We start from the raw sequence: 15,461 nt of genomic DNA, 5'->3' as shown, positions 1-15,461 counted from the left end.
AGCGCCAGCACGATGCCGTCCAGCGGACGGCTGCGGCGCAGCTTACGCAGGGCGGTCAGGCGCCCGGTGTCCGGCGCCGATGACAGACTGCCGCCATAAATCAGCACCGTGCGGCGGCCTTCGAGCCACTGTTTTTCCGCCAGACCGGGGGCGATGGCGGCGATGTGTTCGGGTTCGCCACAGACCAGCAGCAGGCGGACCTGACTGCGCCAGAAAAGGTTGTAGCGACGGCGGAGGTGCTTTTTTATCGAAGAAAGGGAGATATCTCGTTCCTGTGTACAAGCCCCCTCGCCTGCCGGGCGACTGCACTGCGGAGTCACCGGGGGGTCGTTTTTTTGGAAAGGGATAAGAAAAAAAATCAGCACGCTCAACAGACTGGTCAGAAAAACCGCACCCAACAGCGAAATCCAGAATACGCGTTCACCCGTCCATTCAAAAAAAAGATGAGTTGTCTGGGCCAGAATAAACAACAGCGCCAACAAAACAACCAGGACACAGAGACCCGCTCCCAGGATGTATAAAAACCTTTTCATATTGGATTATTCCTTGCGGGCAAGTCCGGCAGCCTGAATAAAGTGGGGGCGTTGCAGAGCAGTGAGGGCGTGGCGCAGCAGGAAAACAGCACCGGGTAGAGTGACTGCCAGCGACAGTAACATACTGAGCACGCCGCACCAGGAGAACAGCCAGTCCGGAAAAAAACGGGCAACGCCCCCAAAAGCCGCCACGTTGAGCAATACGGCAAGGCAGAGTGAACCCGCCGGATAAGGCAACGGGAGTATGTTCACATCTTCATCACAGATAACCGGCAGATTATTGCCGACGACCATTGCGCCGGCCCGTTTGTCATCCGCCTGTAGCAGCCAGTGGCTTCCCGGACCGTAATTGACCATCTCTGCTGCTGCAGCTACCATCAGCCATCCCGCCAGATGCCCGTAGTCTGCGCTGATTTTCGCAAAATCGATAATGCCACCGGCTGCAATATCAGTATGCAGGGGCAGAGGTAACTCATTAACCACCCGCCCCAGCGCCTGTGCGGACGACGTAGATAACCCGCTGTGCCAGACCAGATGTTTTACACCAGAAGGCTGCTGCGCCATATCGCGCAATTCAGCCAGCTCGCGGGGCAATGCACCAGTATTCAGCGGCATGGCGCGAAATACTCGCACCGCATCGCGCTGTTCTGACGATTTAAGCATCGCTTCAGGCAACAGCAACAACGCACAGGCAAATTCCGCTAAGGCTTCCTCCGGCTGGCGGTAATGCAGCGCCAGTACAAGCAATGGATAACGAGCAGTAGACAGGAATTTATTCCAATTATTAAAAATTGACGAATTGGATAAGGCATGAATATCTGGCATCCATGGCAATTTTTCATCTTCCCAGAGAAGGGAAAAATACTGAATTTCCTGTTTTTTATCAGAAGCAGATGTCTGTATTATCACCGTTAACGGACCTGAAGGATAGGCCTGAGAAAGTATTGTTTTAATCTGGTTTATTAATAAACGACAAAGTTGTTCAAAGCGTGAAATACCAGGAATAAAAGCTTCTTCGGGAAGCAATGTTAATAAAGATGTTTCGTCGCTGCTTTCAGACGCAACACCCGCTAGTCGAGAAAGCAATTGTGGGTCTGCGGTTAATACCACATGCCTGGTCACGCATAAATGCAGGTGTGCTTGACGTTGCCAGGCCAGGTGCATATTTCGTCGCCAGTTATTCCAGTTACGGACGCGGAAAGTCTGTATTTCCCAGCATAACAAATAAAAGGTTATGGTAATTGTAACACCCACCAAAGTATATCCGGTCAGTGGTAGCCAGTAGCCGCTTGCAAGCGTTGGTAAACTACCGGAGGGTGAATGCAGTACCACCCGAACTAACGCGATAAATACACCGGCGAAAGTAATTGATAGGCATACCCAGGGCGACCAGGGTTGCGTATCTGGCCTCGCGGGAACCTCGGGTAATGACCAGCCCATCAACCTATCTCCACATCCGGCAAACTAGCGTAGATCACGGAACCACAGGCGCTCTTACAACCATGCGCCACAATTCCCCTACCGTTTTCCTCATAACTCATATCGCATTCCACTATCGGATTAGAACCGTGTTCCGGACAGGACACCGAATCATTCAGCAGTGCAACATTTTTACCTTCAATTTCAAAAGTAGATGATACAGAGACTACTTTTCCTCCATGCGAGGTAGCATCGCCAAGAACAACTATTTTCTTTCCCATATCAATATCCGTATTCTTTGGTCTTCACACGAATCATTTCTTCCAATGCTGTTTCTGTGCTGATTATTTCTGGCTCAGTAACATTGTTTGGAATTCCGGTTTTTAAATATGTATCCAGTCCCTGAGTCCAGTCTGCTCGACGGCGTAGATCAGTGATAAAAGCCCTATCCCAACCCGATTCACAGTAACCAATGGGTAAATCATAAGCAACGACTCGTGCCATAAAATTTAAATTACTGGGTAAAGTACTATGATCTGTAGGTTGTGCGACATATGAACGTATCCTGCGATCTTTTTCGTCAAACGTCTCCTTACGGGTTACTGGAGTTACGCTACCGTAAGTACCATATTCCGATTGTTTTTTGACACCAATAACGATATCCTGATCGGGATACAAATTAATGAAATTATCGTAAGTATCGTCATTCTTATAACCAGTTTTAGGATCACGCTCTCCCCAACCGTTTTTTTCCTGTGGGCCATGCTCAGCACCAACTCTTGTTTTATCGAAATCACTTAGTTCATTTTCCTTAATTGGCTCAGGGACTTCCTCGGCATTAATAAATACAGTTTGCCAGTGAGGTGGATCTGGGTACACAAAACCACTGCTCTGATATTCATCTCCTTCATCATCCCAAAAGGGTTTACCATCTGGCAATCGACCAAATGGAGTTTTTGACTCGGGAGCTATACCACAAGGTGTATTTCTGGCAAGCATTCGCTGGAATAAATACCCCTTATGCTGGGTGATAAGTGGATGAGGATTCCCTTTTTCATCATTTGGGAAACCTTGCCACCCTACCGAATGCAGAGGGAGGGAACCCATAACTCTGTCATGTGGATTGAAATAAACATAAGTCCTCCCGTGATTATCTCTTTCCGGGATATTTCTCGTTTCATTTTTGTCAGAAGCTACAAGAGTTATATCGGGCTTCCAGTTTTTATTATCCTGTGATTGACCTACACACAACCCCTCATAGCCTAACGAAGATAAATGTGTTGATTGAAGTGCAACTTTATCAATTATTGCTGACAGAGTACTTTCTCGACCAGATGGAGAAATATATTCTTCAGGAGGCATTGAAAAGGCATTCAATTGACTATTATGAAGGGCATAAGGTGAATTCATTATAAATAGAGTATCAGGTGCTTTATTTGCCAGTGCAGTAGCAGCCATTGAAACCATAGTTCCTTGGCTATGTGAAATTATGGTGACTGTATCCTTAGGATATTTCTCTCGAATAAGATCCAATAAATCAGCTAACCGCTTCGCGGCATGAGCATAATAGTTTCGTGGTGGTGCTGTGGTTAGTAAGCGATCTTTGTCTTCATTACCATATTGAACTTTTGCACCAGGTATATTGGCTAAATCTTCATTGAATCCTTTTTTACTCCAAAGTGAATGAAGATTATTCGTGCCATTTTGAAAGGGACCGCCGCCCCATATATAAGGACCTTTTTTCAAAATATCATACAATGGGATGCCATCTCGCTTCATCTGATGATAGTCATCACCCTTAATACTTACCAAAGGAATAACAAACTTATCTTCGTCACCTAATGGTGATGAATAGCCCCAATAAAATCGAATTACAGGTGACCGGCCATTGTCAGTGACTAATTTCCTTTCTACTAATGGAGACATTGGAGTTCTTTTTTCGACGCCTTTCTCATCTAATTCTATCTTGTCATCCCCACTATATATGTTAGCCTTTAACTCAAAATTAGTGCCTTCAAGTCCAAGGCGTTTATTCAATCCTGCACATAATGCAGACTCTGCTTTTTGATACCATTCACCTGTGGAGTTAACACCATGGACAAGTATTATAAGCCCAGGCAGATGAGGCGGCACATCGCAAGCTCCACGAACCTGAACATTCTTATGCGATGGAAAAGAACACCAAGAAGGATGGCCATTATCATCATATTTAATCTCTAACTCTCTAACTGGCTCAGTCTTATGTACCATACTACCTCCTGTTTTGAAAACATAGCATTATCGTATGAGACCAAATTCAGTAAATTGCAGAGCATACAAAGCAACAAACGCCACACAGATACACCCAAACCAAATCAGCAATATGATACGCAAACCATGAACTCTCTTACAACAAAGCCATGTAACTAATGTAAGCAAACTTCCTGCGATTAGCGCATAAATTATTAACAAAGAATAAATCATCAGTAACATTTCGCTCTCCCACAAATAAAGACTGAGACCTTACTTACCTTTAATAAGAGTGATAGTCATATCATCAATGACATCCGAGGTATTTAATGATGTAGAACCATTTAAATCTGTCACCCCTGAAACAATCCTTCCATCCGGCATGGTTATTGAATATGCCTTATTGGCTAAAGGTTCTTTGGTCAGAGAATTTCGAATGACAAACTTCTCATCAAAACTTCCCGACTCAAACGACTTCATTACTCCCTGCATACTACCCGAACCTGCTTTCTTAATACCGGTGTTTTTTATCAGCAACTTTCCAGGACCGCCAATTTCAACATTCCCACCTTTGATTTTGATATATCCGCCCCCGCATATCAGCGTCAGTTCATCCTGTGCCGTTATTACCAGCTTCTTGCCACTCGAAATATGCGTGTCCTGCGTTGACCAAGTGGTGATATGTCCGCCCTGCGCCTGAATATCAATATCCCCCCGCGACGCAAACCACTTCGCCCCATTCTGACTCCAGAGACTGAGTTGTTTACCCGCCGCCAGTGTGAAGTCCTTCTGCGCCCCCATATCCAGCTGCTGACCTGCAATCAGCGTCAGATTCTCCTGCGCCGACAGCAGCATATCGTCACCGCTTGCCAGCGCCACACCCTGCGGGGCCGTTCCCAGCAGTACTTCCTTCTGAAGCTGCTCTATCTTCTGTTGCAGCAACGTCTGCTGACGTCCAACATCCGCAGCCAGCGCCTGTGCCTGCTGTGCGCTGGCAGCCAGTGACTGCATTTCCACTAGTGCCGCTGAAAGCCGCGACATCGCCGGTTCCATCGCCAATTGCTGTCCCTGCGCCTTCGATTGTGCATCAGCAGTAATGAATATCCCTTTCCCGGCCCGTATCGCTCCGTAGCTGTCCGTCCGCAGCTCAAACCCCTCGCCGCGTGGCTGTTTTTCGCTGTCCACCAGATGCCCCAGGTTCAGCTGACTCTTGCCGCCGTACTCCGTGCTGACCTTGATGTGCTCTTTGCCACGCGCGTCGTCGAGGCGGATTTTGTTGTTCGCCGGGGTCCGCAGGACGTTGCGCTTATAGTTCCGGATGGTGACAGGGTCCGGGTGCGCCGAGTCGTGCAGGACACCGGCAATATACGGACGGTCCGGGTCTCCCTGCTCAAAAGCGATGGCCACTTCCGTCCCCGCCAGCAGCGGCAGGTGCAGGCCGTATGTGTCCCCGGCATAGGGGCGCGCCTGACGTACCCACAGACTCTCTTCCCCCGGCTGCCAGTGGTCGCGGTCAAACAGCAGGTTGACCTTATAACGGCCGTCGCGGTCGATATGGCCGTAGATATCGTTGGTTTTCGTGCTGGTCACCCGCGCCGGCAGCGTGCCGGCCATGACCGGCCTGTCGCCCGGTTGCGGACGGAAGCCGTAATTTTCCGAGAACGGGATGGCCGTAAACGCCACCTCATAGCTGCGGTCGCGACGGGCGCGGCTGTGGATGCCGGTAATCACCACGCCCTGGCGGAAAACCTCCGTCACCTCAGCGCCTCCGGTGACCTTCAGCTCCCGGCCCGGCGCCAGCGCCGCGCTGCTGGTCCTGCCGCTCAGCCGGGTCTGGTCGTTCAGGTAGCGCTCGTGGCGCAGACGGGCATAAAACGCCCCGCTCTCCGGCTCCGGGTTGCGCTGGCCGTCACTGCCCGGCGCCAGGTAGTTATCCGCCCAGTGATACGCCTCGCCGTAGGTGGTGACGTCGCCGGACGTCACGTCCGCGCTCTGGCTCATCTCCTCCGGCGCGTTGCGGTAGTTGTAGTCCCGGGTGAACACCGACTGCTGCACCACGTTATGCTGGCTTTTCAGCGCCCACACCGACTCGGTACCGCCGTCGTGCTGGCCGGAGGGCGGCACCGACGGCAGAACCAGCCCCTGCTCGTAGTGCCGCTGGTCATCGTAAAACTCCACCACGTCAATATTCAGCCGGGTGTCGGCGGTGAAGCGGAACCAGATACCGACCTCTCCCAGCAGGCGGGTGATAAAGCGCAGGTCGTCCTCGCCGTACTGCATCACCTGCTCGCGACGCGGATACGCCTGTGCCAGGGTGAAGACAAAGTCCTCCCCGCGCATGGCGTGGCGGGTACGCAGGATATGCTCCACGATATCCGGCACCGACATATCCTGGTAAATCCGGTTCTGGTGGCTCCGGGAGAGCAGCGCCAGACGAGGCTGCAGGGTCAGGGAATAGTGCGTTTCGTCGCGGGATGCGGAAAGGCGCTCAAACGCCGTCACCACGCCCTGAATCGTGCGCACCGGCTGCTGAATGTTAATCCCGAAACCCTGGTCCGCAGGCGCCTGCAGGGTGAAGGTCGCGTCCTGCATCAGCATCTGCTGCGGCGTGATGGTTTTGTCGGCGCTGGTGAACTCAATCACGTATCTGAACGGTTCGCTCAGGGCCTCCTCACCTTCAAAGCTCAGCACGTCCAGAAAGGCGCTGCAGCCGCGCACCGTTAACAGATGGTGGCTGTGGCTGAATAGCAAAGCGGGTATATCACTCATTCGGTTACCTCTTCATCAAATGCCATCACAATCCCCTCCTCTTCATTTCATTCTGGCTCCGGGTCGCCCTACGGCAGCGGCCAATCCACGCCCAGGATTTGTCCGTACACCCTGCTCAGGCCCCCTTCCCTGGCGCGGGTACAGCAATGATTAAATCGTCGTAGCAGAATGGCTGGATTTTCCAGAGACTCTCTTTATCGTTTTCTGGCACGCTACCGCCCGTCGCTGCTAACTTACCAAAGCGCATCAGGTCTGACTGGCGGACTGTCTGTATTGCCGGCCCGCTCGTTCGCGGATGTTCAGAGCCGATATTTTTACGTCGAATAAAGCTGGGATGTCGGAGTGGTCCGGTACGAGAATATTCCCGGTGAACCCATAAAATAATGCACGTCACCAATTTTGGAGCCAGCTCATTTATTTCGCCGCATAATCCCTGAGATATCGCAGGGTCTTGCAGAATCTTTTCAGGATCTTTTCTGAATGTTGCGTTACCAGGTGGGCTGGATTTGAGTTTGCGTAATAAATGACGCATCGCCAGCCAGAGGGTTTAAGCTCCGTAAGACTGACCTCCGGGTTAAATGTCGGTAATACCTGCCCTCAGGAAACATGGGTTTGAAGCATCACCCCAACAGAAATTCATTGTAGAACAAAGAATTAAAAGTGGTCAATCAACCGGGTGTGATGTTTGACATAAGTTTCAACAGGCCTTTGCCAGTAAACCATCCGCTATACACCTTCACTTTATGAATAAATTCCCAATTCATATATAAATAGTTAGGTATGATTGATTTAAATCAATACTTACTGAATATAAATATTATCGACAGCACAAAAATATAGTTGTCAAAAGTAAGAGCAATCAAATTCTCCTTACCATTTATGAACATTGAAGCAGTCTAAAGCCGAACTTTAATATCGTTATAAACAATGATATTTAGGATAAATATAAAAACCGCAAATAATAACCACCTTATCAGCCAGAGATTATTTATTCCGACTAACCACTGAGCATTGTTAAGAAGAAAGCATTGTCCCCCATTTATGCAAAATTATGTTATTACGGCCTACAATCTCTCTCTTCAACGTCAACGACCAGCAGGTCTATCTGAACGGTTTACTGCTATCGGACCGAGTGGATGAATGCTGCCCGCTGCTGTCACTACGGGAAGCGGGATTTCTTCCAGATATACCCGGTTTTTTCATTGTGGGAAAGGTAAAGAAATTGTGATGGAATACTGCTAAGTCTCACCTATGCAAACACACCCAACAGGATTCGACAGTATGGAAAAAAGTTCACCGTATCAGTCACTTCTAAAGACCTTCCAGCGACTCTCCCGCTTCTCGCATCTTTCCGCCATCGCCGGCTGGGATATGTTCGCCATGATGCCCCCCGGCGGCAGCGCGGCCCGCGGCGAAGCGCTGGCCGAGCTTGGCGTTTTGCAGCATCAGATCCTGACCGATAAAAAAGTGGGTGAATGGCTGCAGAATGCGCTTCAGGAAGAGCTAAATGATGTGGAACAGGCCAACCTGCGCGAAATGACCCGCCAGTACGAACAGGCGGCGCTGCTGCCGGAAAGCCTGGTGGAAGCGAAATCGCTGGCGGGTAGCCGCTGCGAGCACGCCTGGCGTAGCCAGCGTCCGGCGAACGACTGGCAGGGTTTTGCCGAGAACCTGCGTGACGTCGTCAAACTGAGTCGCGAAGAGGCGCAGATTCGGGCTGCGGCAAAAGGCGGTTCCCGCTACGACGCGCTGCTGGATATTTTTGAACCCGATATGACCAGCGCCCGTCTTGACGTACTGTTCGCGGACCTGAAATCCTGGCTTCCTTCGCTGCTGGAGAAGGTGGTTGAGAAGCAGGCGCAAACGCCGCTCATCGAACCTCAAGGGCCGTTTCCGATTGCCGACCAGCGCGAGCTGGGGCTGGAGGCGATGCGCGTGCTGGGATTTGATTTTGACGGCGGACGCCTGGATATCAGCGCCCACCCGTTCTGTGGCGGCGTGCCCCAGGACGTCCGTATCACCACGCGCTACAACGAAAACGACCTGCTCAGCGCGCTGTTTGGCGTCATTCACGAAACCGGCCACGCGCGCTATGAACAAAACCTGCCGCGCAACTGGCTCGATCAGCCCATTGCCCTCGCCCGCTCCACGGCGATCCATGAATCGCAAAGCCTGTTTTTCGAGATGCAGCTTGGCCGTAGCGACGCCTTCCTGCAGCGCCTGCTGCCAACGGTACGCCAGTACTTTGGTGAACAGCCGGCCTTTAGCCACGAAAACTTCATCGCATGGAATCAGCGCGTCAAGCCGGGCTTTATCCGCGTCGACGCTGACGAAGTGAGCTATCCGGCACACGTTATTCTGCGCTACGAAATTGAACGCGCGCTGATTGATGGCGATATTGAGGTCGAGGATATTCCGGCGCTGTGGGATGAAAAAATGCAGCACTGGCTGGGACTTTCCACCCTCGGCAACTATCGCGACGGCTGTATGCAGGATATCCACTGGACCGACGGCGGTTTTGGCTATTTCCCTTCCTACACGCTTGGCGCGATGTACGCCGCTCAGCTGATGGCTTCCGCCAGACGGGCGCTGCCGCAGCTGGAAAGCGATATCGCCAACGGTAACTTCAGCGCCCTGTTTGACTGGCTGCGGCAAAATATCTGGCAGCACGGTAGCCGTTTTACCACCTCGCAGCTGATTCAGCATGCAACCGGAGAAGACCTTAACAGCGACTATTTCCGCCAGCACCTTACCTCGCGTTATCTGTAAATCACCGGCGTCGGGCCGCGCCCGACGCCGTGTCCCATTGTTGTAGCAGCGCGTTGTACATATGGTTACACGCCGATACCAAACACTCACGGAAACCTCGATAAGACAGGCATATAGTTCTTTCAACGGCCCCGCAGTGGGGTTGAAACAAGAAACCTTTTCGAGGATATCAGAATGAAAAAAGTATTAGCTCTGGTCGTTGCCGCTGCAATGGGTCTGTCTTCTGTTGCTTTCGCTGCCGATGCTGCCACCACCACGACTCCGGCGCCGGCTGCTGCAACTCACAGCACCACCGCTAAAGCGACCCACCACAAGAAACACCATACCGCCGCTGCGAAACCGGCTGCTGAGCAGAAAGCGCAGGCTGCGAAAAAGCACAAAAAAGCAGCCGCTAAACCCGCTGCCACCCAGAAAGCGCAGGCCGCTAAAAAGCACAAAAAAGCAGAAGCTAAACCGGCTGCCACCCAGAAAGCTCAGGCCGCTAAGAAACACAAAAAAGCCGCTGCTAAACCGGTAGCTCAGAAAGCACAGGCAGCGAAAAAACACCACAAAACCACCAAACATCATACCGCTAAACCAGCTGCACAACCGGCTGCTTAATCTCCCGGGTTAAGCGATGTGATATGATATCGGCGCTGGCTTCAGCGCCGTTTTTTTCTGGAGAGCACCATGCTGCGGCGCTATCGTTTTGAGCTCATCCTGATCCTGCTGATTATCTGCGCGCTGGTCGCCAGCCGTTTTTTTCTTTACTAAACCTATTGCTGCCACAGGTTGTCGCCGAGACCGTCGTCAAACGTTTGACGTAACGCGCCGTTAGCCAACGACGAACCGCCAGAATATCAAGCGAAAGCACGCTCCGGTCGATACGCACCCACACCGCCGTCAACAGCCCCAGACAGCAGCCGATACCGTCAGCGATATGAATACACTGCGGAAAAAGAGAATATCGTTGGGGTCGCTTAATGCGGTCGCCAAACCTGCCATCACCCCGCTACGCTTTGTTGTCACCTGCTGCGCAACGGCACCTTCACGCAACATTACCGGCAGCGTTAGCGCCCGGAAGAGAAAATGTAAGGGACGAAGATTTTGCTGACGAGAACACCGGCGGCCTGCCCGGGGATTTATCTATCAATCAAACGCCGGAACGGGCGGCGCTGGCCGCAAAACGCGCTCAGCCCGCCGCTTAAACCTGCCTCGTTCCGCCACGATGAGGCCGCGAATTAAAGAACGTGAACCGCCGTCACCAGCAGATAGCCCGTCGCGCCCCAAATCATTGCTGATACCAGCGAAACGTAAACCAATGCGCGAATACCTTGTTTAGACATAAATCCTCCCGTACATCGGGTGTTTGACATTGCAGATATCATCGCCGGGATAACATCTCTGTTTGCTCAACAAGGTGATAGCAATAACAACGTTTTCGGTGAGAAAATGTTTCGCTTTGAAAGTAAGTGATAAACAGGTAAAGAAGTCCGATTTTCCTGTGAAGATATCTCTTTTTTTGCGTGATATTGGCCGTTTTCGCCATTAACTACCTTGAGAAAAAGCTGAACCGCAAATCCTTTATTCGGCACCCGCCTGTTGTACGTTCGGATACACGATTTATGTTGCTTCCGCTGCCCTTTTCTGCGGAAATAACGCCGCAGGAAAATGGCGTTAACATATTGAATTCACGCCATTCATCCGTAAGCGACTGGCGTTTTTTGCTGATTTCGCCTGCCGCCTGGCTTAATTAAAATTATTCTTAACTTTCATAAACTTAAATCTGCTGCTACTTTCAATATACATAATTATCTCCCCAGAGAGTGATATGCGTAGAGACGTCCTGTTATTACTGTGTTCAATTTCCCTGTTTCCAGCGCTGGTCCAGGCCGACGATGATGGCATGAGTGCAAAAGATATTAAGACGCTGTTTTTTGGTCACGACGACCGAAAACCGGTCAGCAACCCCACGGACGATCCCTGGGATGCGATTGGGCAACTGGAAACCGCCAGCGGTAATCTCTGTACCGCCACGCTTATCGCCCCCAATCTGGCGCTCACCGCCGGGCACTGCCTGCTCACGCCGCCCAAAGGCAAACCGGATAAACCCGTCGCGCTGCGTTTTATCTCGCGTAAAGGCGGTTGGGTGTACGAAATTCACGGTATTGAAGGCCGCGTAGATCCTTCGCTGGGGAAACGGCTTAAGGCGGACGGCGACGGCTGGATAGTTCCCAGCGCCGCGGCGCCGTGGGACTTTGGCCTTATCGTGCTGCGCTACGCCCCTTCCGGCATTACGCCGGTGCCGATTTTTAGCGGCAGCAAAGCCGATCTGACCGCCGCGCTAAAAACCGCAGAACGAAAAGTGACTCAGTCTGGCTATCCGGAAGATCATCTGGATAATCTCTATACCCACCAGGATTGCGTAGTCACCGGCTGGGCGCAGACATCGGTGCTCTCTCATCAGTGCGATACGCTGCCGGGGGATAGCGGCTCGCCGCTGCTGCTGAAAACCGACGACGGCTGGCAGGTGATTGCGGTGCAGAGTTCGGCGCCTGGACCAAAAGATCGCTGGCGGGCGGACAACCGCGCCATCTCCGTCACCGGCTTTCGCGATAAGCTTGAAGCGCTGGCTGCCCAGTAAGCGGTCAGCCTTGCTGCTGGCGCAGCTGCAATAACGACGCGACGGGCATCGGCTCACTGAAGAAGAAACCCTGCAATCTGTCGCATCCCGCCCGCCGCAGCAGCGCCAGCTGTTGCTGATTCTCAACGCCCTCCGCCACCACCGTGATGCCTAACGCTCCGGCAATACGGACGGTCCCGCGCACCAGCTCCGCCGCCTGGGTATCCACATCCACCAGCCCGGCCAGGGATTTGTCGATTTTAAGACTGTCGAAGCTGAAGCTGCGTAAATAGCCGATGCTGGAATAGCCGGTGCCAAAATCATCGAGCGCCACCGCGATGCCAAGCGCCCTTAAGTTCTCAATGGCCGACTTCGCCCGCTCGGGATTCTCCAGAACGTAGCTCTCCGTGACTTCGAGCTGTAACCGACGGGCCGGGAAATGACAGCGGCCCAGCACCTGCACCACCCGCGACTCAAACTCCGGATCGCGGAACTGCGCCGGGGAGATATTCACCGACAGCAGCAGATCGTCCAGTGGCTGCAGTTCGCTACAGGCGCGTTCAAGCACAAACTGGCCAAGCGCGTAGATCAAACCGCTACTTTCGGCGATACCGATAAACGCATCCGGCGGCAGTGCCCCCTGAGGACGCCGCGGCCAGCGCAGCAGCGCTTCCACGCCTTCCATAACCAGCGTATCGGCGTTGACAATCGGCTGATACCAGACATCAAACTCTTCGTTCTCCAGTCCCTGACGAATGCCATTTTCGATATTCAGCTGATACTGCCGCGCGTCGCTGAGCGCTTCGTCATACCAGGTCGTGCGCCCTTTGCCGGTTTTCTTCGAATGGTACATGGCAATATCAGCGCGGCGAAAAAGCTCGGTGCTGGAGCAGCTTGCCGGGAGGCCGCTGGCGATACCGATACTGGCGCTGATATAAATTTTTCGCTCGTTGAGGATAACGGGCGCTTTTAACAGTTCCAGTACCGCCCAGGCAAAAGCCAGCGCCTGATTTACCGCCTGTTCGCCGCTTACCGTCATCGCGAACTCATCGCCGCCCATACGCGCCAGCATCCCTTCAGGCGGAACGCGCTCCCGAAGTTCTTTAGCGATATGAATAATCAGCGCATCGCCAACGTCATGGCCGTAGTTATCATTAACATCCTTAAAGCCGTCGAGATCGATAAATACCACGCTTTGCATTTGGTGTTGGGAGGTTTCGCACACCTGGTTAAGGCGTTCGATCAGCGCCCGTCGGTTTGGCAGGCGGCTCAGCCAGTCGGTCATGGCACTGTCGCGCGCCAGCTTTTCGCCGCGCGCCAGCTTGTAAAGCCCGAGGTAGCTGAAGAGAATAAACAGCAGGATCAGCCCAGCCGCCACGGCGGCAATCAGCCGCATACTGTCGGAGGCCGCCCGCGCGGCTTCCGCGCCGGGAAGCCCCGGCTGCCAGCTCAGGTAACCCACGATCTCCCCGGCCTGGGTGCGTAGCGGAATACTGTATTCACCGCCGCCTGGCGTGACGTGCAGGTTGCGAATCTGAAACGTGTCGCCCAGGCGCTCAAGCATTTGCGAGTTGATATGGCGGGTGATCACCAGATAGCGACGCGTATCATCATGCACCTGTAGCCGCCCTGCCGTCGGGCGAATCAGGCCAATACCAATAAACGCAATACCGGCGCGGGTTCGCGTGATGCCGGCATAAGCGCTTTTACCGCTGCGCAGCGCGGCGGCATGCTGCGAGATAAGCGCACGAAAACCGTTGCCGAGGAATTGGGTATCCTGCTCGGTAAAGCTCTCACTGCGAAACGATCCCCACAGCACCCGATAGTGCTGGTCGAGTACGAAAGTGCCGTCATAGAGATTATTGATTTTAAAACCCGATCCCCATGAGTTGTAGAGCCATTGCGGATCGAGCCTGTCGGCATAGGTCTGATGCACCGCATCATCCCAGATAGCGTTATCCATCACCAGCGACAGCACGCGGTTCACCGAGGTCTGCACCGCCCCATCCACCGATAGCACGGAACGATGCTTATCAATTTCGTTTGCTTTCAGGCCGATCAGGTGTTGGGTGAGATAAAGAAGCGAAACAATGGACACGATTAAGCCGATCCCGGCGAGGACAATCATGATGGACAGCGTTCTGGCGGAGGGAATATTGCGCCAGCCTGGCAAATGAATCATGTTCTGCCCTCATATCGGCCGGCAGCAAAATACGCCGAACTGGCTCTTTTTTAAGCGTAATACAGAGAGCAGAATTTGCCGCCCGCATTCACAGGCGGCATCATATCAGGCGAGTTTAATTAACACCATGCCGACCACCAGCAGAAGCAGACCGGCCCAGCCTTTATGATTCAGCCGCTGGCCAAACAGCACCCAGCCGGCGGCAATGGTCGCCGCGATACCGAAACCGCCCCACAGCGCATAGGCCACCGACAGGTCAATTCCTTTGACCGCCTGCGAAAGCGCGCTAAAGGCGCCCAGGACCGCCGCCAGCGACATAATGCCGTAGAATTTACGTCGAAAGCCGTCGGAAAATTTCAGAAAAACGTTGGCCAAAATTTCCAGCGCAATCGCCAGCGCCAGCCAGGCGGCGTGGACCCACTCAAACTGTTGCATGCGCTTTCTCCTTGCCCGGCTTCACCGCTTTCTGCGTCCCCGATTTAATCAAAACAATCCCGGCGACCAGGGTCACCAGGCCGGCGATTTTTATCGTCGACAGCGTCTCATCAAACAGCAGGACGCTGAAGATAGTGATCAGTAAAATGCCGATCCCCTCCCAGAGGGCATAGGCCACGCCGAGGGCGATTTTTTTCACCGCGAAAGCCAGAAAAATATAAGAAAGCGCGATCATGACCAGCATTAAAATAAAACCAGTATGGCCGCCGCTTACGCTTGCCCATTTCATCGACAACGTGCCGGTAATTTCAGCAACGATAGCTAAAGCTAATAAAATCCAATAAAACATGATCCCTTCTCCTGCTTGAGAATATAATCCATGGCGGCTTACAGAGAAGTAAACCGGAAAAATTCTGACGTTAAATTAGCCGTGCGCAGCGCGCCAGCTCAGGCAGAGAGAAGAAGACTAAAGCGCCGAGCGCCAGTGCTGCTCGCCGAGAAAGCGGGAGTGAGAGAGGGATAC

The 15,461-nt window shown here is 52.7% G+C and carries 10 protein-coding genes and 2 pseudogenes; 3 read left to right on the top strand and 9 right to left on the bottom strand.

All coding sequences use genetic code 11. From position 1 onward, the window contains the following. The 6 genes and pseudogenes from ABLU67_RS27375 to ABLU67_RS27350 form a co-directional block, all read right to left on the bottom strand. Nucleotides 1-533, bottom strand: a pseudogene (locus tag ABLU67_RS27375) (type VI secretion protein VasK); the annotation flags it as partial. 6 nt (nucleotides 534-539) lie between these two features. Further along, nucleotides 540-1,973, bottom strand: coding sequence for a hypothetical protein (locus ABLU67_RS27370; RefSeq protein ID WP_064358499.1), 1,434 nt, complete (start codon nucleotides 1,971-1,973; stop codon nucleotides 540-542). Next, nucleotides 1,973-2,233: a PAAR domain-containing protein gene (locus ABLU67_RS27365; protein ID WP_064406713.1), complete on the bottom strand. Its 261-nt coding sequence runs from the start codon at nucleotides 2,231-2,233 to the stop codon at nucleotides 1,973-1,975. The genes ABLU67_RS27370 and ABLU67_RS27365 overlap by 1 nt, the downstream gene beginning before the upstream one ends. 1 nt (nucleotide 2,234) lies before the next feature. Next, nucleotides 2,235-4,202, bottom strand: coding sequence for a hypothetical protein (locus ABLU67_RS27360; RefSeq protein ID WP_348852609.1), 1,968 nt, complete (start codon nucleotides 4,200-4,202; stop codon nucleotides 2,235-2,237). A gap of 252 nt (nucleotides 4,203-4,454) precedes the next feature. Then, nucleotides 4,455-6,950, bottom strand: coding sequence for a type VI secretion system tip protein VgrG (gene vgrG / locus ABLU67_RS27355; protein WP_348852608.1), 2,496 nt, complete (start codon nucleotides 6,948-6,950; stop codon nucleotides 4,455-4,457). Between the two features lie 397 nt (nucleotides 6,951-7,347). Continuing rightward, nucleotides 7,348-7,488 (bottom strand): annotated as a pseudogene (locus ABLU67_RS27350) (type VI secretion system contractile sheath small subunit); the annotation flags it as partial. Nucleotides 7,489-8,231: 743 nt separating this feature from the next. Here ABLU67_RS27350 and ABLU67_RS27345 point away from each other — a divergent pair. From ABLU67_RS27345 to ABLU67_RS27335, 3 genes are all read left to right on the top strand, one after another. Next, complete coding sequence (locus tag ABLU67_RS27345) at nucleotides 8,232-9,719, top strand: carboxypeptidase M32 (protein WP_049082739.1); 1,488 nt, start codon at nucleotides 8,232-8,234, stop codon at nucleotides 9,717-9,719. 174 nt (nucleotides 9,720-9,893) lie between these two features. Then, nucleotides 9,894-10,319 carry an acid resistance repetitive basic protein Asr gene (gene asr / locus ABLU67_RS27340; RefSeq protein WP_009654716.1) on the top strand — a complete coding sequence of 142 codons (426 nt, stop codon included), beginning with the start codon at nucleotides 9,894-9,896 and terminating at the stop codon, nucleotides 10,317-10,319. 1,210 nt (nucleotides 10,320-11,529) lie between these two features. Next, entirely contained in the window at nucleotides 11,530-12,342 is an 813-nt protein-coding gene (locus ABLU67_RS27335) for a serine protease (RefSeq protein ID WP_014229539.1), read from the top strand. Nucleotides 12,343-12,346: 4 nt separating this feature from the next. On the opposite strand, the gene ABLU67_RS27330 is transcribed toward ABLU67_RS27335, so the two are convergent. The 3 genes from ABLU67_RS27330 to mdtJ form a co-directional block, all read right to left on the bottom strand. Beyond that, on the bottom strand, nucleotides 12,347-14,503 hold the full coding sequence (locus ABLU67_RS27330) for a bifunctional diguanylate cyclase/phosphodiesterase (protein WP_025105790.1): 2,157 nt from the start codon (nucleotides 14,501-14,503) through the stop codon (nucleotides 12,347-12,349). A gap of 105 nt (nucleotides 14,504-14,608) precedes the next feature. Further along, nucleotides 14,609-14,938 (bottom strand): multidrug/spermidine efflux SMR transporter subunit MdtI, encoded by a 330-nt coding sequence (gene mdtI, locus ABLU67_RS27325; protein WP_004851284.1) that lies wholly within the window; start codon nucleotides 14,936-14,938, stop codon nucleotides 14,609-14,611. Continuing rightward, on the bottom strand, nucleotides 14,925-15,287 hold the full coding sequence (gene mdtJ / locus ABLU67_RS27320; RefSeq protein ID WP_004851286.1) for a multidrug/spermidine efflux SMR transporter subunit MdtJ: 363 nt from the start codon (nucleotides 15,285-15,287) through the stop codon (nucleotides 14,925-14,927). Before mdtJ ends, mdtI begins: the two co-directional genes overlap by 14 nt. Nucleotides 15,288-15,461: the final 174 nt, after the last annotated feature.

Source organism: Klebsiella sp. GN_Kp190, from assembly GCF_040061795.1.
Taxonomy (GTDB): domain Bacteria; phylum Pseudomonadota; class Gammaproteobacteria; order Enterobacterales; family Enterobacteriaceae; genus Klebsiella; species Klebsiella michiganensis.
This window is presented reverse-complemented; position numbering and strand designations above follow the sequence as displayed.

Coding starts and splice junctions, on each gene's coding strand:
- ABLU67_RS27370 (WP_064358499.1), bottom strand. CDS start 1,973: ATGGGCTGGTCATTACCCGAGGTTCCCGCGAGGCCAGATACGCAACCC.
- ABLU67_RS27365 (WP_064406713.1), bottom strand. CDS start 2,233: ATGGGAAAGAAAATAGTTGTTCTTGGCGATGCTACCTCGCATGGAGGA.
- ABLU67_RS27360 (WP_348852609.1), bottom strand. CDS start 4,202: ATGGTACATAAGACTGAGCCAGTTAGAGAGTTAGAGATTAAATATGAT.
- vgrG (WP_348852608.1), bottom strand. CDS start 6,950: ATGAGTGATATACCCGCTTTGCTATTCAGCCACAGCCACCATCTGTTA.
- ABLU67_RS27345 (WP_049082739.1), top strand. CDS start 8,232: ATGGAAAAAAGTTCACCGTATCAGTCACTTCTAAAGACCTTCCAGCGA.
- asr (WP_009654716.1), top strand. CDS start 9,894: ATGAAAAAAGTATTAGCTCTGGTCGTTGCCGCTGCAATGGGTCTGTCT.
- ABLU67_RS27335 (WP_014229539.1), top strand. CDS start 11,530: ATGCGTAGAGACGTCCTGTTATTACTGTGTTCAATTTCCCTGTTTCCA.
- ABLU67_RS27330 (WP_025105790.1), bottom strand. CDS start 14,503: ATGATTCATTTGCCAGGCTGGCGCAATATTCCCTCCGCCAGAACGCTG.
- mdtI (WP_004851284.1), bottom strand. CDS start 14,938: ATGCAACAGTTTGAGTGGGTCCACGCCGCCTGGCTGGCGCTGGCGATT.
- mdtJ (WP_004851286.1), bottom strand. CDS start 15,287: ATGTTTTATTGGATTTTATTAGCTTTAGCTATCGTTGCTGAAATTACC.